Below are 18,206 nucleotides of genomic sequence, written 5' to 3' on the forward strand. Positions count from 1 at the left end.
ATGAACTCAGCGTTCAAGACCTGGTAGCCGAAGCCAAACAGCACATTACCGAAGTCAATGCCGCTACAGCCAGGCAACTGCTGGAGGAAGGCAATATCGTTGTTGTTGATGTCCGCGAAGAAAGCGAATACGCCAATGGACATATTGATAATGCCGTTCCGTTGCCGCGCGGGGTACTGGAATTTAAAGTGGGCGGCATTCCCGAACTGGCCGATAAATCCAAAACGGTTTTGGCATATTGCCGCACCGGCGGCCGTTCAGCCTTGGCCGCGCAAACCTTGCAGCAATTAGGCTATAACAATGTCCTGTCTATGGCAGGCGGGTTTGAAGCATGGCAACAGGCATTTAACCAGAAGTCATAGTTCAAAGATAAGTTGACTTAACACGCCTTTTAAGTCAAAAGTAAACAGTTGAGAGATAGTCAATCGTCAATAGCTTTACCCGATATCAACCTATAACTATAAATGTGTTTGTTTAATGCGGCGTGCCGTGACCAATACACAACAATAACAATAAAATGAGGAGAATTATGTCAAATCAACACCATACTCTATTGATTGTCGGCGGCGGAGCGGCCGGCGTTTCCATCGCCAATAACATGCGCCGTCAGAATCCCGATATCAATATCGCCATTATTGAACCTTCTGAAAAGCATTATTACCAGCCGGGATTTACTATTGTCGGCGGCGGCGAATATACCTTAAAGCAGACCCTGCGCAATGAGGCCGATTTAATTCATCCCAGCGTTACCTGGATAAAAGACTTCGCCGAAACCTTTCAGCCTGAGGATAATACCGTCACGCTACGCTCCGGCGATACGATTGGCTATGATTACCTGGTTGTCTGCCCAGGCCTGCAACTGGATTGGGATAAAATTGCCGGCTTGAAAGAAACCCTGGGCCAAAATAATGTCTGCAGCAACTACTCGCCCGATACGGCCGAGTATACCTGGGAATGTATCAGAAATATCGAATCCGGCACAGCGCTGTTCACGCAGCCGCCAATGCCAATCAAATGCGCCGGCGCGCCGCAGAAAATCATGTATCTGGCCGCCGACCGCTTCCGCAAAAAAGGCATTCTCGACAAATTTACGATTGAGTTTCTAAATGCCGGCCCAGGCATGTTCGGCGTGCCTTTTTTCGCGAAAGCCCTGATGAAAGTCGTGACCCACTACGGGATTAAAACGTCCTTTAACCATAATCTGGTGGCTATCGACGGCCCCGCCAAGACTGCCACCTTTGAAACCACGGACAGCGACGGCAATAAACAGCAAGTGGTCAGGCAGTTTGACATGATTCATGTGACTCCGCCGCAAAGCGCGCCGGATTTTATTAAAAAAAGCCCCCTGGCGAATGCCGCCGGCTGGGTGGACGTGCATCCCAAAACCCTGCAGCACACTAAATATCCCAATGTTTTTGGCCTGGGCGATGCCGGTTCGACGCCGAATGCCAAAACCGCCGCAGCCGTGCGCAAGCAGGTTCCGGTAGTAGTCGATAATATACTTGGCCTGATAAACAGCCAACAGTTGGCAGAAGGTTATGACGGTTATGGCTCCTGTCCGTTAACTACGTCATTGAATACGGTCATGCTGGCTGAGTTTGCTTATGACGGCAAAGTCACGCCCTCTTTCCCGTTTCTGGATCCGCGCGAAAACCGCTATATCTGGTGGTGGGGCAAAACCACGGGCTTTCCGTGGCTGTACTGGCACATCATGCTCAAAGGCTATCGCATTGATATTCCGCATAAGGAAAGCTACGCGAAAAAATTCATGACCGATAACTGATCCGCATCCGTCACTCAGGACAAGCACTAGCGCGCCCTGAGTGATGTTAAAGGTCAGGTAAATCACTATTTCGCACGCCCTTGACTGTAAGGCCGGCGATTTCCTTTACTTGAAACTAACTGACATGGCTAATTCGCATGACCACGCGTTGTGGTTAACTTCGTTATTTCCTCCTGCCGGTTGGCTAAAAACCTATAGTCGTCAGACTCTTAACGATGACCTGTTTGCCGGCGTTATTACCGCCATTTTACTGGTGCCCCAGGGCATTGCCTATGCCCTGCTGGCGGGCTTGCCGCCGCAGATGGGTTTGTACGCCAGCATTCTGCCGCCGATGCTTTACGCTGTGCTCGGCACCAGCCGAACCTTATCCGTCGGACCGGTTTCAATCGCGGCCATCATGATTGCCGCCGCCTTGTCCACGCCGGCAGTTAGCGGTTTGGGCAACGCCGTGCAAAGCGCTCTGATTCTGTCGGCGGAAAGCGGCGCGGTCATGCTGCTGATGGCGGTTCTGCGCATGGGCGGACTTGTCAATTTTATCAGCCATCCTGTCCTTACGGGCTTTACCAGCGGCGCAGCCATTCTGATTATCTTCAGCCAGCTGCCTCACCTGGCAGGCTTGAAAAAAGCAGCTTGCGGAATGAATTTTGAATGTTATGGCGAATATCTTCAGACCTTTAATACCGCCGGGTTATCCATTGGACTTATGACCTTGAGCCTGCTGATGGTTTTTGGCAAGCCCCTCCCCGCTTTTCTTAAAAAAGCAGGCTGGCAATCTGCATCAGTGACTGCCGTCAGCAAAGCCGGACCTTTGCTGTCGGTTATTCTTGCCGCCTTCGCCGTCCGTTATTTTAAGCTGGCAGAGCTGCATGGCGTGGCTGTTGTGGGCCATATTCCCTCCGGCTTTGCCGGCTTTAGCCTGGATTTTTTCACGAATGCTGAAAAGTGGCGGCTGTTGTTGCCCTATGCGCTGTTCATTGCCCTGATTGCCTATGTGGAAAGCATTGCCATTGCCAAGGTGACTGCCCATTTTAGAGGCGAAAAAATCGCTCCGAATCAGGAACTGATTGCGCTGGGCCTGGCGAATATGGCGGCTGCCGTATCGGGCGGCATGCCGGTTGCAGGGGGATTTAGCCGTACCATGGTCAATTTTTACGCCGGCGCGCGCACGCAAATGGCTATGCTGATCGCGGCCGGTTTGCTTGCCCTGATCGTTATCTTCTTTAGTTCCTGGTTTGAAACCATCCCGAAAGCAGCGCTGGCGGCCATTATTCTGGTCGCCATCATACCGCTGGTGCGGCTGGACAATATTGTTCATACCTGGCGTTATGATCGCGGCGATGGCATCGCTGAAATCATCACCTTGCTGGCGGTTCTGGCGGTGGGTATCGAGGAAGGCATTATGCTGGGTATTGTGCTGACCATTCTCAGCCATTTACGAAAAACCAGCCAGCCGCATATTGCCGTAGTCGGCCGCATACCCGATACCGAGCATTACCGGAATATCAAACGGCATGCCGTGCAAACCTGGAACCATCTGCTCCTGCTGCGGATTGATGAAAGCATCACGTTTGCCAATATTAATTATATTGAAGAGTTCATTGAAGCCCAACTGCTGCGTCAACCGGCTGTTAAACATATCATTCTTATCTTTACCTCCGTCAGCGATATCGATACCACGGCGCTGGAAGTACTGGAAGAGCTTAATCGTGCCCTGCAGTCCGCCCGCATTACCCTGCATCTGTCGGAAGCCAAAGGGCCGGTGCTCGACAAACTGAAAAAAACCGATTTCCTCAATCACCTAGCGCCCGGCAAAGTATTTTTTCGCACCGAGGATGCGATTAGAGAGCTGGGATGAAAAAGAAAAAGGCGTAACCTGAAAAAATTGCACGCTAAGGATTTATAAATCATTTGACACTCTGCTCTTTCGCTGCCTCGTCGGCTTGGCATGCCGTATGATGAGTTTATGTTCATTAATACCACATTCTGGACTTCCGCTTTCCTGCAAATAATCGATGAAAGGCCTGGTAAATTCTTATCGATTGCTTTCCCCGCTTCTTTCAATTCATCAGGCGCAGCCTTTTAAGCTACTGTTACATAGAGGATATTCATCGCTCGCGCTACAGATTAATTTTCACATTTGCATCATCAGGAAAAATAATGAAGCCACTGGTTCAGAACGCCCAGCCGGCTAGCGGCAGCCCGATTAGCGTTGTTATGGCAGGGGGAATAAGCGGGCGCCTTGCCATTTTCCGGCTTTTCTTCCGGACCAAGCGCATGCTCGGCAGACTGGCGAATAGGTGCAAGCGTAAGCCTGGAAAATATAGGTTAAAGACTTAAGCTCCTGCTATACCGGCAATTAGCAGGGACCCTGTCCTCTCGAGCCAGTTTTTTAACTATGCGTTAGATACCGTACGGAAGCATTCGCGTCTGCGGTTCATTGTATTTTTCATAGTACCTGAACGTAGGCCCTACGAGAGCTTGAAAAAGCTTCTTTTATTATTCCAGTTTCGAGCAGCATTTCCGACCGGTTGATATTTGTCCGGCATAGAGCGGCTTTAATCCGAAGAAGCAGACAGGAGGCAAAAATGAATTTAAAACCTTTAGCAGAACAAACTCTTGTGATTACAGGCGTCACCTCGGGCATCGGCCTGACGACAGCGCGCATGGCGGCGCTTCAGGGCGCCAGGGTTATGCTGGTAGCCCGCAACGAAAACGCTTTGCAGTCCTTGGCGGACGAAATAAACGCGAGCGGCGGACAAGCCCTTTATACGATAGCCGATGTGGCCGATAAACCAGCTCTTCAGGCGGCCGCCGATAAAACCATCGCCGCATGGGGAGGCTTTGACACTTGGGTCAATAACGCAGGCGTTTCTGTTTACGGGCGGATAATGGAAGTACCCGAGGAAGACTTTCGCCGCCTGTTCGAAACCAATTTTTGGGGCGTGGTCAATGGCTCCAGAATCGCCGTCGATCATCTGCGCGGCAAGGGCGGAGCCCTCATCAATATGGGCAGCGAAGCCTCGGATGCGCCGATTCCGCTGCAAGGCGCCTATACCGCCTCGAAACAGGCTGTCAAGGGGTTCACGGACAGTTTACGCATGGAGCTTGAAGGCGACGGCGTGCCGGTCGCCGTGACGCTGATCAAGCCCACCGCCATTCATACCCCGTTTCCAGAGCATGCAAAAAACTATCTGCCCTATGAGCCGAAACTGCCGACCCCGGTTTACGCACCGGAGCTTGTCGCCGAAGCCATCCTCTACTGCGCTGAACAGGCGCAGCGAGAATTCTTTGTCGGCGAAATGGCGAAACTTAATTCGGCCATGGCACGCACTATGCCGCGTCTTTATGAGAAGATGAATGAATCACTGCTTGACTCCAGACAGAATTCGGGTAAGAAGGCAGCGGCGCTGCGGCCTGACAGTTTGTACGAAACCCATTCCCAACTGCAACAGCGCGGAGCCGGCGAGCGCGTCGTGCTTGAGACTAGCGTCTACCAGCAAGCCAAGCTTCACCCTTTTCTGACAGGCGCCCTGATGATGGTCGGCGGCGCTGCGCTGGCCGCCTGGTACGCCAGAGAAACCTATCCGTTCGCGCGGGCTAAACCGGCAAAGCGCCTGGCGGCAACCCTGAAATAACCTGTTTTTATCAGCTCAAGCCTTTTCAAGCGCCTGTGCACAGGGAACAGGCATGCTTGGCTCAGGACAACAAGCGCACCGGATTGCGATGAGCATGCTGATGCGCTTTCGGGGCGAGGCAGGATCATCCTGGTCCCGGAACGGGTAAAACGCATTTGCCCGGTTTGGCTCATCGCCGTCAATCGCTAAAGGGAGGGCGGCGAATACTGTAAGCTTGCACCTGTTTCACCCTCGCCTTATGTCTTCTCAAATCGCGGCCGGTGAAACCACATTCCAAGCCTCTCCCTGTGCCGTTCTAGTCCGGAATCAGGGCGTAGCCGTCCAATTGGTAAATGGGCAGCACTGTCAGGGCCGAGAGCGCGAGCGTAATCGCCGGATTAACCCCGGCGGGATCGAAGCCCTTTTCCGCCAGCGCCTGGCCGCAGATATACAGGGTAACGCCGGCGCGTTTGAGCAGCCCGATGAGTTCGGTGTTGGGATTGTCGCTCCCGTGGAGTTTCCGGTACCGCTCGTCGGCGAGCACGATGGGCGTCGCCGGCCCGTGAATCACCAGCGCGATCTTCAGGCTTTCGGCGGGAACCCCGGACAGGGCGAAAAGATTAAGAAGGCGCGCCACATGGTCGAGCCCCGGATTGACCTTGTCCGGCGTACCCGCCGCCTTGGTGATGTCGAACAGCACACGGTAGTCGCGGTCGGGCACTGGCCGCGCCGCGGCGTTGGGATAGGACCGGACTTTCCCGTAGGCCGGAATCGCCGGATACTGCCAGGCGTCCCGTTCCTGGACCGCGGAGAGTGCGGGTTGGGCGCAGCCGGACAACGCCAACGTCAGAATACCGACACCGTAAGATAATCTCATCAGACCCCCTGGTTTATTTAACTTTAACGTTTTACCAAACATCCTCGCCCGCGAAGCTCTCTCGCGGAAAGCCTTCGCGCTATGAACGGCCTCATTGGCGCGGACCTTCCACGTCCGTCGTGGTCACCGGGTAATCCGGCGTCGTCTCCCTGGAAAGCGCGAGCGCCGACCACGCGGTCATGCCGCCGAGAAGATTTTCGACCCGCGGAAAGCCCTGGCGCTGCAGGAGGCTTACGGCGAGGCTCGCGCGGTGGCCGACACTGCAGGTCACGGCGATGGGCCGGGACTTATCCAGCGGAGGCGTGATTCTGCCGAGATGCCGGTCGAGATAACCCACGTAAAGGTGAGCCGCATTCGGGATATGGCCTTCCTCCAGCTCGCTGTCTTCGCGGACGTCAATAACGCGGAACTGATCGAGCCGGGCCTCGAGCTCGCGGGGCGCGATAGTGCCGGACGTTTCAATAGGAAGGCCCGCATCGCGCCAGGCCTCGAAGCCTCCCGCGAGAATGCCTTGGACGCCGTCCACGCCAATGCGGGCGAGGGCGAGCACTGCCTCGTCGAGTGCGCCCGGGCTCTCCAACAGCAGATACACCGGGGTATCCGGGCCTGCAACCCACCCCCCGAAGACGGGCAGTCCCGTTGCCCAGATGCTTAAGGCGTTCGGAATATGGCCTCCTGAGAACGCTTCCGGGCTTCGCGTATCGATAACGATGCCGCGGCCCATTTCGCGCGAGAACGCCTCGGGCTGCAATACCGTGATCTCCTCGGGCCGCCTGGCGAGCGCAATGCTGCCGGCCGAGTTCAGTTTTTCCATGACCGCGAAGTAGGGCGGCCGCGGCAGGCGCTCTTTGACTTTCGCGGCCATGAATTCTTCGCGCGTCTTCGTGAACACCGGATTGTAAAGGCGCTCAAGCCCGAGCGTGGATTCGTCCCGATCCGCCACGTTGCCGCCACAGACGGTGCCGGAACCGTGCGCGGGATAGAGCAGCGCCTGATCGCCGAGGGGCAGCAGCTTTTCATGCACGGCGTCGTAAAGACGCCCCGCGTTCTCGCCGGTCTTGCCGGGATCCGGAAGATCGGTGCGGCCGGTCTCGCCGATGAATAGGGCATCCCCGGTAAAGACGCCCCAAGCGCGCTCGGGCGAATCGGGAATGTACAGCGCGTAGCACAGGCTCTCGGGGGTATGGCCCGGCGTGTGAAGCGCGCGCAGCCGCAAGCCTCCGAACGAGAGTTCTTCCCTGTCCTTCAGCCGGATGTCGCCGTGGCCGAAGCCTTCATGGGCGCCGTTGACGATCCTCGCACCCGTGATGCGGGCGAGCTCGGAGGAGCCCAGCACGAAATCCTCCTGCCGGTGGGTCTCTATGACATAGGTAATGGTGAGTTTCTGCGTGCCGGCGAGCCGGAGGTACTCATCGACATCGCGCCCGCGGGTCGATGACATAGGCATTATGGGCGATGCCCGGCGTCTTGATGCGTTGGAAGAATATGGTAAGGCTCCTTTTTCCACGCTAGCGCGGGCCCGCGGCTTTTTTATCCACAACGCCGGGAATGGGCGTCGGGGGCCTTGGGAACTTGCCCTTGAGTGCATCCACCCCGTTCTGCGGCTTGGCCAGAGGCGCCAGATCCTGCCGGCTCCGGCGCTTCTCTTCGGTACTGATGCCCATCCGCTGGTCGCGCTGCTCTAATAGGCCCGGCAGTTCCTCGCCGTCGCGGTTGAACGACCACTCCAGCATCGGCTCGCCAAGCGGCATCTGGTCGCCCTTTCTTCCATAAGGATCGGAATTCCAGACATGCCAGGTCTTGCCGTAGCTGTTCATCTTGCCGCTCATGAGCTCGTGTTCGGCGGCGGCAGGGATGGCAGGAGCGATGAGTTCCCCGGAGAGGATTTCAAAATTATGCGGATGCCAGTATTTTTTCTCCTTCCCCGGCAAGGATTCAAAGAGCTTTTCGGAAATAATATATTCAATACCGATCAGGTTGGCTTCGCGGGTGTTGCCGTCGAACAGCGCGCACTGGGCAAAATCTTCATTAACCTGGCGGCAGAAATGGTGGGCTTCCATCTGGTGAGCAGGATTATCCTTGGCGGCATGAAAGCCGTCCAGATAGATATTCATCGGTTCCAGGGGCGAATCCGTCTGCAGCATCGTCGCGCCCGCCTCGAGCACCCGGGTTTTGGCGCTCTTCTCCACGCCTTGCGGCTGCAAGGGCGATTGAACGGATGGCGTGCAGGCGGCCGCCATTAGGCCGGCAGAAATAAAAGCTAGGGGCTTAAGTGCTCGAAATACAGGCTGAACAATAGGCGGCATAGTTTTTCTCCTTTCGTTAAATAAATTGGTTTTTGCTGTCCGTTATAACTGGCGCATAAAAGCGACCAGATCCTGCTTTTCCCGGGCATTCAGTTTCAATTCCAGGACAAGATTGAAAAATTCCACCGTATCTTCAAGCGTAAGCGCCCGGCCATCATGCAGATAAGGCGGACTATCCTTGATGCCGCGCAAGGTAAAGGTCTTGATCGGGCCGTCGCCGGGCTCGTTCTTCAAAAAACGCTCAAGATGCAGATCGTGCATCTGCTGATCAAGATAAGTCGGCGGGATATGGCAGCTGCTGCACTGGCCCTTGCCGAAGAACACCTGTTCGCCGCGCAGCTCACTCTCGGTCGCCTTGGCTGGGTCAAGGCGTTTGGTTATGGGATTAAGCTTGGGCGCAGGGGGGAAGTCGAGCATGTTCTGCAACTGCGCCATGTGGCTCACATGGATGCGGTCCAGAACGGGGAAGCCTTTTTTCATGGCATGTATCGGATCGCCGTTAAAATAGGCGGTGCGGAACTCGAATTCAGTGAAGTCCTCGACTGAGCGCAGGCTCCGCTTGGAACCGTGGATCTGCTGGTTGAACATTCCCCTGAGGCTGGTGGTATCGAGCCGGAAACGCCGCTCCTCCGGCCGGTCGTCAGGATTGAGATGAAACTGCCCGGTGGTATGGCCGTTGACATGGCAGTCAAAACAGGCCACTCCGAGACTTGCCTCGCGGCTTTTGCGATCATCGGTCGGGTTGAATTCCTCCTGCGGCAGAGGTGTCAACAGAAACTGCAAGCCATTGAGCTGAACTGGCGTCAGGATATCCTTGAACAATTTGTAGAAGTTATTGATTGAGACGACTTCGCCACGAGAGACATCGCCGAGCTCGGGGCGGTTCTGCAGGAAAATGGCCGGCGGAAACTCAGGCAGGAATTCCTCTGGCAGGTCGAAGTCCACATCAAAACGCTCGAGCCTGGGAAACATCTTGATCTGCATTTTGGGGAAAACCTGACCGCCATTAGACTGCAACGGATGCGGCAGTGAAGGGTAAGGGAAAATGCCGCGATCTTTGATCTGTTCAGGCGTGAGCGAAGCAAGCTCATCCCAGCTCGTGTCGTCGGCCAGTTTGACAGTAGGCCCTACAAGCACGGGTTTGCCGCGCGACATTTTGACCTCCGGGTCAAATTTCGGCTTGAGGTTATAGCGTCGCTCCAGCAACTCGCGCTGAGCCGACATCACCGCAGGTTTATTAGCGATCTCCTTTTCCATGATAGCGGCCGGCTCCTGGAAAGGCTTGTCAGCGTTCAGCGGATCCCTATAGAAATCAAAGCCCGAGATTTTGCCTTGCTTCGGTTGATCTTCAAAGACCGGCGATGAAGGTTTGGCTTCGCGTACATCGAAGAGGTTAGAGCGATCATGCAGGGTTTTCCTCTGCTCGGGCCGCTCTATAGGAACTGACTGCGGGGTTTGCGCATCAGCCACAGCATCAGCGCGCGTCCTCGTTGGGGGCTCATCCTGAGCCAGGGCGAGCGTGAAGCTGCCACTGCCCAAAAACACTCCAAGCAATGCCAGCGCCGCGGCGGGTGTAGCCGATAATGGGTTCAGTGTCATGTTCGTCTCCTTATTTCTGTTATAGTTATGGTTTATCCGGCCAACACCAGATCGTTGACCTCTTACAGGAACCGGCATCGCCCGATGTCATGGAGCAGAACCCTGCCCCGAGTCTCGCCATTTTCCTGCTTTCCTTCATCGACGCGCAATCAGCCTCTATTCCTTTCAGGACTTACGAATTTAATTACTCCCCTTAACGAGGAGCCGCCATGCCATAGCTCTCGATAATGCGGCGGGCGATGTCGGAGCGCAGGAACCGAAGCCAGGCCTTCGCCGTTTCGGAGTGCCTCGCTCTCCTGACCAGCGCCGCCGCCTCAATGCCGTCCTGGTTATATTCCGGCGCTATGGAAATCAGGCCGATGGGATGCCCGATTTTTTGCTGGAATACAACTTCGCTGAGCCAGGTCACGCCCGCATCGACCTGGCCTTTCAGGATCCACAGCGGCGTCTGGCGGTGATGGATCTGGGTCCAAAGCGCTTCGCCGCCTTGGATCTTGTTTTCCAGCACCTCATGGGCCAGTCTCTCGCCGCCCGCCTGCTGGAGCGCAATCCTGATCTTTTTGGCTATGCCCTCGGTTTCTGGATTGGGAAGGGCGAGCCGGAGGCCGGGTCGTGCGAGGTCATTGAGGGATTCGATATGCCTGGGATTGCCGTCCTTGACCATGATGGCCAGCCGGTTCTCGATAAAGCTCACCGGAGGCCCCTCCAGCAGGTTCCGCGCAATTAGTTCCTCGACCTGTTCCCGCCCCGCCTGAACCACGTCGGGCCGAACGGACAGCGTCAGGTTGCCCACGGTGATTGCGTTGCCGCTCTGGAGCTGCTTCGCCACAACGCCCGGCGGAATCGTCTCGTAGAATACCTTGCCCTTGAGTCCCGGCTGCTCGTTCTCGAAGGCGGCGATAAGTTCGCCCAGGGCGAAGAAATAATTGCCCCCCGCGAAGATAACGAAGCGCGCCTCGACCGGGTTGCCGTGGAAGTCGGGCATATTATCAACATCCGGCGCCGTAAAGATAACGCCCTTGCGCGGCGAGGAGGGATCTTCCCCTTCCCAGGGAGGATCGAAATTTTTCGCTTCGATACGAGTCATTGCGGTCGCTTCCAAAAGAAGAATGGTCAGAATCAGACGCCAAATACTCCCGCGTGCCCGCGCCGAGTGCCATGCGACGTGCTGGGGCTTTGTTTCAATGCCGTTGCGTGCGTCCATCAGGCTCTAACCCGGAATCAAGGCGATGGCGTGCAAGCGGCTATGGACACGGCGAGCAAGCACGAAGCCAGCGCTGCAGCTCCGCTAATGGCCCGTATTTGCTGCATGCCGGCCGGTGACTTTGCCTGCTGACAGCCTGCGGAAGGGAGAGCGTTCGTGAGAAAGCGTTCCGGTTCTAGATGCATCCTGGATGTCTCCTTTTCATAAGGTTGGCTTGCGGTCATGTTCGAACTCCTTTCCGAAAATTCCGGTTCGAGCTTGGAAGATCAGGCCTTGGACAAACCTTCCACTCGATCCTTCACCCTCACCTTTAAAGCTCCTGGACGAACGGCTTTTACTTCATTTTTAAGGGTTATTTTCAAAATAACCCAGCCATCAGGGCTGTCTGTACGATAACAAACATAGCTGCCGGCTTCCTTATCGCGCAAAACCATGAAGCCGGGCTCCCATTCTGCCATTGCCGCTTTGCAATGACAGAATGGGAGCCCGGAATGGCATCGGCACTTTGCGGCGCCGCGTTTCAATAATCGAGCTGGAGGTTGAGGGACAGAATATGACTCATCAAATCCTCCCGCTCCGCCCTGCGGATATACTGATTCATATAACCGATTTCCATCTCGATATTTTCGTCGAAATGATAGCCGATTCCGGCAAATGCCCGGTTTTGATCGAACCCGGAATCTATCATGCCCGTGGTATTGACATTGACGAAATACTCGTCCGAACCGACCAGCCTGAAATCCGGCGCAAAATCCAAAGGATAGGACAGCTTCAACAGCTGCCGGAAGCGGTAGGCGACATCCGGTTGATCGGTGAAGCGTTCCTCGAACCGGCTGCGGCTGGTGAACTTGCCCAAGGAAGTCTTGCCGGTCCAGAGGAACTGCTGCCAGATACGATTCTCGTTGTAGGAAGCGTCGGTAAACGGTTCTATCGTCGGAACAAAGGCATACCCCAGCCAGATGCTCGCATGCTCATTCAGGGAATAACCCAAACCCGGACGCAATATACCCTGGGATAATGACGAGGTATCGTTGCCGAACCGCCCCTGTCCTTCCAGCCAGTAGCGAAAATCCTTTAAATCGGGGTGGATTACTTCGAGGCTCCCTTTCGCCTCAATGGCAGACCAGGTCTGGAAGTCTTCTGCGGTTGAAGCTGCCTGGACGGAGCCCAGGAATGCCATTCCCAGAATGCTGAAGCGACCGGCGATTGAGGTTGAGGTTGAATGTCTCATGGGCTTGTCCTCCGGGGTGGAATGAGTAGATCGGCATCTTCTTTTCGTGGGCATGAACTTATTCTGCGTATCTTAACCCCAGCTTAAAACTCCAGCCGCCTGGAATGACAGGAGCTTTATAAAAATCAAAAGCGAGGCTGCGGCATAAAAGCACAGACGCATCGTCAAGCATTTGTATCGGGAGTAAATTAATTGTCCGGTTTCGAAGTGCCTAAGGAGGCGCCGAATGATACGGACAGAATGGCTACAGGAGACCCGCAAGATGAGGTTCGAAGAAGGCTGGAGTGATTGGCAGCAAGGGCGTTTCGAAGCGGCAAATGTTGAGGTTCGCACACACAACCTGCCGTATTTTCGCTGCCGTCACTTTCAATCCGGATTAGAAAACTTATCAACCAGGCCGGTAAAGCGCTGAACCCTTTGTTTCAAGCTTGCTGCAAAAACGGCTTCATCTGCGACCAGCTTGAGCGTTTTTTTTGCCCGCGTGATGGCCGTGTAAAGCAGTTCCTTGGTCAACACAGGATTGACGGTGTCGGGAAGGGCGATTAACACTTCCTCAAATTCAGAGCCCTGGCTTTTATGTATGGTCATCGCAAACACAGTCTCGCAATGCGGCAGGCGCGTGGGCAAGTATTTTTTAACAGCGCCGTCCGCGCTCTGGAAAAACACCATGAGTTTTCCATCCTGCTCTTTATCGGGCATGCAGATGCCGATATCGCCATTATAAAGCTGCATGGCGGCGTTATTTTGCGTCACCAGAACAGGACGGCCTGAATACCAGGCGCCGGACAAATTGATCAGCTTTTGCACAGCCAGCTTCTGCTCAACTTGGTAATTAATATCGGCGACGCTGTTTTTTCCGTGGCGATTGGAGCACAACACCTGAAAACGGCTGAAGGCCCGGTAAATTTCATCAAATTCCGCCTGGGCTTTAATCAATTGCAGATATTCTGCTTGTTGTCCGGCCACATAATCGATCAGATTCGGCTCCTGTACAGCATAATCTTTATTATGCTTTCGTAAAATCTGCCAGGCCGTATCGTGCTGTTGGCAATTCACAGCATCGGCCAAGTGTTTTATGTTTTCATCAAAGCGGTGCGATTTTTTTAATTCAACCGTATGATCCGGTAACGCCATTGTCAAATCAGCCAGTGCCGCGCCGGATTCTACTGAAGCCAGCTGATCCTTATCCCCCAGCAAAATCAACCGCGCTCCGGGCTTTAAGGCATCGACCAGTTTGCTCATTAAGGCCAGATCGACCATGGATGCCTCATCCATCACAACCAGCTCATACATTAACGGCTTTTCGGCATCATGGTTAAAATACGGAGACGGCGGCTTTGCCCCTAACAGGCGATGCAGCGTAGTCGCCGTTGCCGGAATATGTTCTTTTACCTGTTCCGGACACGGCAGCGCGGCCTTGTTAAAGGCTATGGATTCCTGAAGACGCATGGCGGCCTTGCCGGTGGGCGCGGCCAAGGCGATATGCAAAAATTTTTCTGCCGCCAATTCCTGTAATAAAGCCAGAATCTTGACCACGGTGGTCGTTTTACCGGTTCCCGGCCCGCCGGTAATAATACTGAAACCCTGCCGGACTGCCATTTTCGCAGCCTCGCGCTGCCAGTCCGTTTCATCCCCCCTGTCCTCAAAATAACGCTCAAGCATCGGGTCAAGGTTTTCAACAGGAAAGTTTATCTTTGTCAGCATCTTAATCTGCATCGCGAGACGGTTTTCATAAAACCAGTAGCGGTGCAGATACAGGCGATTCTGATCGACCACCAGCGGCAAACACCCTGTCGGCTGCGCCGGCACCGCAGCAAGGCCGGAGGCAAGCATCAGCGCCCTGCTTTTATCATCCAGTTGAATGCAGCTATGACCCTGGTTTTGCTCATGCGATACCCGCATGACGATATGTTCAAATTCCTGTTTCCGGTTTTCATCAAATTTTGTCCTCTGGCTGAGAAAGCGGGCAAAAGCGATATCCAGGCGGCTAAAGGCGTTAGCATCAACTTGCATTCCGATCTCCAAACAATGCCGCCATCGCCTCGATTTTCTCCAAAGCCGGCCGGTCCTGATAAACGCCGCGCATCGCCGTCTCCGGCTGCATGCCGCGGACAAACAAATAGCGCACGCCGCCAAAATGCCTTTCATAGTCATACCGAGGCAAGCGCATTTGCAGATAGCGGTGCAGCACTACGGTGTAAAGCCAGAACTGCAAGCCGTAATTATGCTCGCGCATGGCGTGTAATAAGGATTCGCGGCTGTAGCCGGTCAGTCCGTTGGTCTTGTAGTCCATGACATAGTAGCGGCCGTTATATTCGCAAATCAGATCAATAAAGCCGGTGAGATAACCGCACATCTGCTTGCCGGTCAGGGGCTGAAAAACAGGAGTGTTCTGCAGGATGCGATTGATCTGGCTGGTGTCCATAGTCTGCATGGATAAATAAAACGGCATTTCCTTTAAACAGGTGCGTTCGGGCAGATTTTTCAGGCAGAAAGCGTGGTCTGTTTCAGACAGAGGCGTTGAAACGACAGCCTGCAATAGCTCGTCAATTACAGCCGGCTGTTCCAGCTTCAAGCCATAACGCCGGCAAGCCTTATCGCGCTGCTTCGAAATATCCATGCGTTCGGACAGATCGGCAAAAGCGCAATTTTCCAAAAGCTCATGCACGACATTACCGGTATGACTGCCTCTGGGCAACTGCTCCCAGCGCGGCTCTATCTCCCTCTTTCCGGTGATTACTGCCGATGCCGGCTGATCGATCTCATCCTGTTGCTGCTCTCCAGCCTTATCGACGGGGATTTCCGGCGCATCAGGCAAGCTTAATGCCGATAATGCCGTATAGCTGCTCATTTGCCAGCTGGTAAATAAATATCTTTTCCGCCGCCTGGCGCAGAAATCTGCTGAAGCAGCCGGCATCTGATACAGTCTGTTTATGACGCCCGGCGCCTCCAGCAGTTGATAATTAAAGGCTTGTGCAGCTTTATCCCGGAAAGCTTGCAATAGTGTCTGCTGTCTGGAAAAATCAGCTTCGGCAAAATCAAGCAGCCAGGCCATAGCCGACTCGTTTGCGGCCTTCTCGTAACGAACATCGGCCCAGGCAATATAACACCGGTATTTGGCTCGGGTAACGGCCACATAAGCAAGCCGCAAGTCTTCCGCCAATTCTTCCTTTACAGCCAGAGCGCGATGCTCCTCAAAATCGTCCGAACCTATATCCATTATCATCCGGCCATTTTTATGACAGGTAACCCACAGCTTTTCGCTGCTTGAATGACTATTGCGCTGCCAGAGACAGGGGCAAAATACAATCGCATACTCCAAGCCTTTGGAGCGATGCATGGTAACTATCTTCACTGCATTCTGATCGCTTTCAAGACGCAGTTGCTGATCTTCGGCACTGCTTTTATCCTGATGCGCTCTGCTAATGGCTATGCGCAGCCAGTTCAGCGTTTTATTGATGCCCAGCCGTTCATCCACGACAGCCTGCTGCAACAGTTCGATCAGATGATGCAAATTGGTCAACTGCCGTTCAGCCGCGAGCGTTTTTGACAAGTGCAGCCTGACTTTTTCCTGCGCCAGCAAACGCTGCATCATGGCCATAAGACCTGTTTGCCGCCACTCCTGATAATAGGATAAAAATCGCGACATCCAGACATCCAGCGCCGTGTCGTTATTGATAATCTGGCAAAGCGCCTGGCCATCCAGACCGAACCAGTTTAAGGCCAAGGCCTGTTTGAGCAATATGCTGTCTGCGGGATTAGCTACAGCCTGCAATAAAAAATACAAATCCGCCGCCTCCTGCGAAGCAAAAACAGACTCGGTGCTGTTTAATACGGAAGGCACGCCTGCCGCGCGCAATAACTGCTGATATTCTCTTGCCTGGGTATTTGTTCTTACCAGAATCGCAATATCTTCAGGCTGAAGGGCTCTGTTGCCAGGCTCTATGGCATAAGCCTTTGAAAGTAAATTCACTATTTCATTAATAACAGCGGCTCTGATTGCTTCTGCTGCCTTGCCGGCTGTCCAATAGCCGGTTTTGCTCCGGCTTTCCGGCAGCTGCCACAGCATCAGCGGCGCTATTGCCTGCCCTGCCGATTGCAATACGCCATTATCAGCCGTCAAAGCCGGCTTGACTGCTTTAAACGCCAAGTCCTTGAGCAAAAACGCCTGCTCTCTTTGAAACAAGCTGTTTACGGCATCCACCAGTTGCGGCTGGGAACGCCAGTTTTTTCCCAGCGTAAAGTGATGTTGAGCCTGTTTTTGCGCAGCCAGATAAGAATAAATATCGGCCCCGCGAAATTTATAAATCGCCTGCTTGGGATCGCCAATCAGATATAAATAATGGCTGGGCGCTGCAAACAGCGTAGAAAAAATAAACCACTGGCTCTCATCGGTATCCTGAAATTCATCGATCAGGGCAACTCTAAAGCGCTGCTGCAGTTCAGTCGTCAGCAATGCGCCTTTTTTACCTTGCAGGGCCTCGGCCAGGCGGCTGATTAAATGATCGAACGACAGCGCATTCTGTTGCAGCAAGCGACTGTTCAAATCCTTACGCAAGGTTTCCAGCAGAGTTCTGCGAAATACCACCGTGATGTGTTTAAGCGCCTTAGCCAGGCTATCGAAAGGCTCAGTGGTTAACGCCAGCTCAGCCAGATAATCGGCTTTGCGCTGCTCGCAGGTCCGGGTTTTATCAGCTTTGAATTTGCTGCCATGCAGCGCCTCCATCAGCCCGTTTAGGGTCAACAAGGCCAAGGCCTCTGCGCACGGCGGCAGTGCGCTATGGCCATGCAGCCAATTCCTTAAGGAACAATAGTGCAGATCAAACGAGCGGCTATAGCCGGGCTTGAATTTCTGATCGGCAAAACCGGCCAGTAAAGCTCCGGCACAATCGTCCAGGGCATTTTTTGCCAACTCTGTCAGTTGCTGCAGCTGTTTTAATTCCTCATCCAGACTTTTACAATCAGGATACACGCTGACGGGAGCGCCAATACAGTCAATGCTGGCCAGCAAGTCCCCGGGGGTTTTATAGTCCGCCGTTAATACCGCCGCTTCCCGAAGCGGACGGTTATAAACCTGCTGCCGCCAGAAATCATCGGCACAGGCCTGCTTGACAAGGGACAGATCTCCGGTCAATTCCATATCAAATAGCTGCCCGCTTTCCAGCGCATGCTCTCTTAAAACGCGCTGGCAAAAACCGTGTATGGTAAAAATGCCAGCCTGATCTATTGTCAATAGCGCCGACTTTAAACGGTGCCTGACCAATTGCGTGTCTATATCCAGATGGGCCAGCCAATCGATAATAGCGCTGTCTACCCTTGCTGTATGGCCTTGCAACGCCATTCCAGCTTCAGTCAGTTTGCTCCGCACCCGCTCTTTAAGTTCTTCCATTGCCGCTTTGGTAAAAGTAACTATCAGCAGCTTATCTATCGCCAAATCCTGCTCGACTACAAAACGCAGAACCAGCATGGCTATGGTATGGGTTTTTCCCGTTCCGGCGCTGGCCTCGAGCAGATTTATGCCTTTCAGCAGTTCGGTTTGCAGCGGATCAAAATAGTTGGATGGCATCAGGAATCAGCCGTTAAGTTAAGCTT

Annotated in this window: 14 protein-coding genes; 4 read left to right on the forward strand and 10 right to left on the reverse strand. The window is 54.0% G+C overall.

Annotated features, from left to right (window positions below; translation table 11 throughout):
* The 4 genes from HUX64_RS04955 to HUX64_RS04970 form a co-directional block, all read left to right on the forward strand.
* The coding region (locus tag HUX64_RS04955) for a rhodanese-like domain-containing protein (protein WP_246246906.1) at positions 1–362 on the forward strand (362 nt) is incomplete at its 5' end.
* Between the two features lie 167 nt (positions 363–529).
* Positions 530–1,783: an NAD(P)/FAD-dependent oxidoreductase gene (locus HUX64_RS04960; RefSeq protein ID WP_174625134.1), complete on the forward strand. Its 1,254-nt coding sequence runs from the start codon at positions 530–532 to the stop codon at positions 1,781–1,783.
* 124 nt (positions 1,784–1,907) lie between these two features.
* Positions 1,908–3,638, forward strand: coding sequence for a SulP family inorganic anion transporter (locus tag HUX64_RS04965; RefSeq protein ID WP_174625135.1), 1,731 nt, complete (start codon positions 1,908–1,910; stop codon positions 3,636–3,638).
* Between the two features lie 730 nt (positions 3,639–4,368).
* A complete protein-coding gene (locus HUX64_RS04970) occupies positions 4,369–5,418 on the forward strand; it encodes an SDR family oxidoreductase (protein ID WP_174625136.1) in 1,050 nt (349 codons plus the stop codon).
* Between the two features lie 295 nt (positions 5,419–5,713).
* Here HUX64_RS04970 and HUX64_RS04975 read toward each other — a convergent pair whose 3' ends face one another.
* The 10 genes from HUX64_RS04975 to recB form a co-directional block, all read right to left on the reverse strand.
* Positions 5,714–6,274, reverse strand: coding sequence for a DsrE family protein (locus HUX64_RS04975; protein WP_174625137.1), 561 nt, complete (start codon positions 6,272–6,274; stop codon positions 5,714–5,716).
* A 91-nt stretch (positions 6,275–6,365) separates the two neighbouring features.
* A complete protein-coding gene (locus tag HUX64_RS04980) occupies positions 6,366–7,715 on the reverse strand; it encodes an MBL fold metallo-hydrolase (protein ID WP_217426429.1) in 1,350 nt (449 codons plus the stop codon).
* A 67-nt stretch (positions 7,716–7,782) separates the two neighbouring features.
* A complete protein-coding gene (locus HUX64_RS04985; protein WP_217426430.1) occupies positions 7,783–8,580 on the reverse strand; it encodes an OBAP family protein in 798 nt (265 codons plus the stop codon).
* 42 nt (positions 8,581–8,622) lie between these two features.
* Positions 8,623–10,179 (reverse strand): cytochrome B6, encoded by a 1,557-nt coding sequence (locus HUX64_RS04990; RefSeq protein ID WP_174625138.1) that lies wholly within the window; start codon positions 10,177–10,179, stop codon positions 8,623–8,625.
* A gap of 193 nt (positions 10,180–10,372) precedes the next feature.
* Positions 10,373–11,383 (reverse strand): molybdate ABC transporter substrate-binding protein, encoded by a 1,011-nt coding sequence (locus HUX64_RS04995; protein ID WP_174625139.1) that lies wholly within the window; start codon positions 11,381–11,383, stop codon positions 10,373–10,375.
* A gap of 17 nt (positions 11,384–11,400) precedes the next feature.
* A complete protein-coding gene (locus HUX64_RS05000) occupies positions 11,401–11,607 on the reverse strand; it encodes a hypothetical protein (protein WP_174625140.1) in 207 nt (68 codons plus the stop codon).
* 42 nt (positions 11,608–11,649) lie between these two features.
* Positions 11,650–11,841, reverse strand: a complete 192-nt coding sequence (locus HUX64_RS05005; RefSeq protein WP_174625141.1) for a hypothetical protein — start codon at positions 11,839–11,841, stop codon at positions 11,650–11,652.
* A gap of 62 nt (positions 11,842–11,903) precedes the next feature.
* A complete protein-coding gene (locus tag HUX64_RS05010; RefSeq protein WP_174625142.1) occupies positions 11,904–12,614 on the reverse strand; it encodes a DUF2490 domain-containing protein in 711 nt (236 codons plus the stop codon).
* Between the two features lie 366 nt (positions 12,615–12,980).
* Entirely contained in the window at positions 12,981–14,627 is a 1,647-nt protein-coding gene (gene recD, locus HUX64_RS05015) for an exodeoxyribonuclease V subunit alpha (RefSeq protein ID WP_174625143.1), read from the reverse strand.
* On the reverse strand, positions 14,617–18,180 hold the full coding sequence (gene recB, locus HUX64_RS05020) for an exodeoxyribonuclease V subunit beta (RefSeq protein WP_174625144.1): 3,564 nt from the start codon (positions 18,178–18,180) through the stop codon (positions 14,617–14,619). Before recB ends, recD begins: the two co-directional genes overlap by 11 nt.
* Positions 18,181–18,206 lie beyond the last annotated feature (26 nt).

It is taken from the genome of Candidatus Methylobacter favarea (assembly GCF_902806695.1).
Lineage (GTDB): Bacteria > Pseudomonadota > Gammaproteobacteria > Methylococcales > Methylomonadaceae > Methylobacter_B > Methylobacter_B favarea.

Bases quoted from the DNA above. Each gene is read 5' to 3' on its own strand.
- recD (WP_174625143.1), bottom strand. From the start codon at position 14,627: ATGCAAGTTGATGCTAACGCCTTTAGCCGCCTGGATATCGCTTTTGCC.
- HUX64_RS04980 (WP_217426429.1), bottom strand. From the start codon at position 7,715: ATGTCATCGACCCGCGGGCGCGATGTCGATGAGTACCTCCGGCTCGCC.
- HUX64_RS04990 (WP_174625138.1), bottom strand. From the start codon at position 10,179: ATGACACTGAACCCATTATCGGCTACACCCGCCGCGGCGCTGGCATTG.
- recB (WP_174625144.1), bottom strand. From the start codon at position 18,180: ATGCCATCCAACTATTTTGATCCGCTGCAAACCGAACTGCTGAAAGGC.
- HUX64_RS04960 (WP_174625134.1), top strand. From the start codon at position 530: ATGTCAAATCAACACCATACTCTATTGATTGTCGGCGGCGGAGCGGCC.
- HUX64_RS04995 (WP_174625139.1), bottom strand. From the start codon at position 11,383: ATGGACGCACGCAACGGCATTGAAACAAAGCCCCAGCACGTCGCATGG.
- HUX64_RS05005 (WP_174625141.1), bottom strand. From the start codon at position 11,841: ATGGCAGAATGGGAGCCCGGCTTCATGGTTTTGCGCGATAAGGAAGCC.
- HUX64_RS04975 (WP_174625137.1), bottom strand. From the start codon at position 6,274: ATGAGATTATCTTACGGTGTCGGTATTCTGACGTTGGCGTTGTCCGGC.
- HUX64_RS04965 (WP_174625135.1), top strand. From the start codon at position 1,908: ATGGCTAATTCGCATGACCACGCGTTGTGGTTAACTTCGTTATTTCCT.
- HUX64_RS04970 (WP_174625136.1), top strand. From the start codon at position 4,369: ATGAATTTAAAACCTTTAGCAGAACAAACTCTTGTGATTACAGGCGTC.
- HUX64_RS05000 (WP_174625140.1), bottom strand. From the start codon at position 11,607: ATGACCGCAAGCCAACCTTATGAAAAGGAGACATCCAGGATGCATCTA.
- HUX64_RS05010 (WP_174625142.1), bottom strand. From the start codon at position 12,614: ATGAGACATTCAACCTCAACCTCAATCGCCGGTCGCTTCAGCATTCTG.
- HUX64_RS04985 (WP_217426430.1), bottom strand. From the start codon at position 8,580: ATGCCGCCTATTGTTCAGCCTGTATTTCGAGCACTTAAGCCCCTAGCT.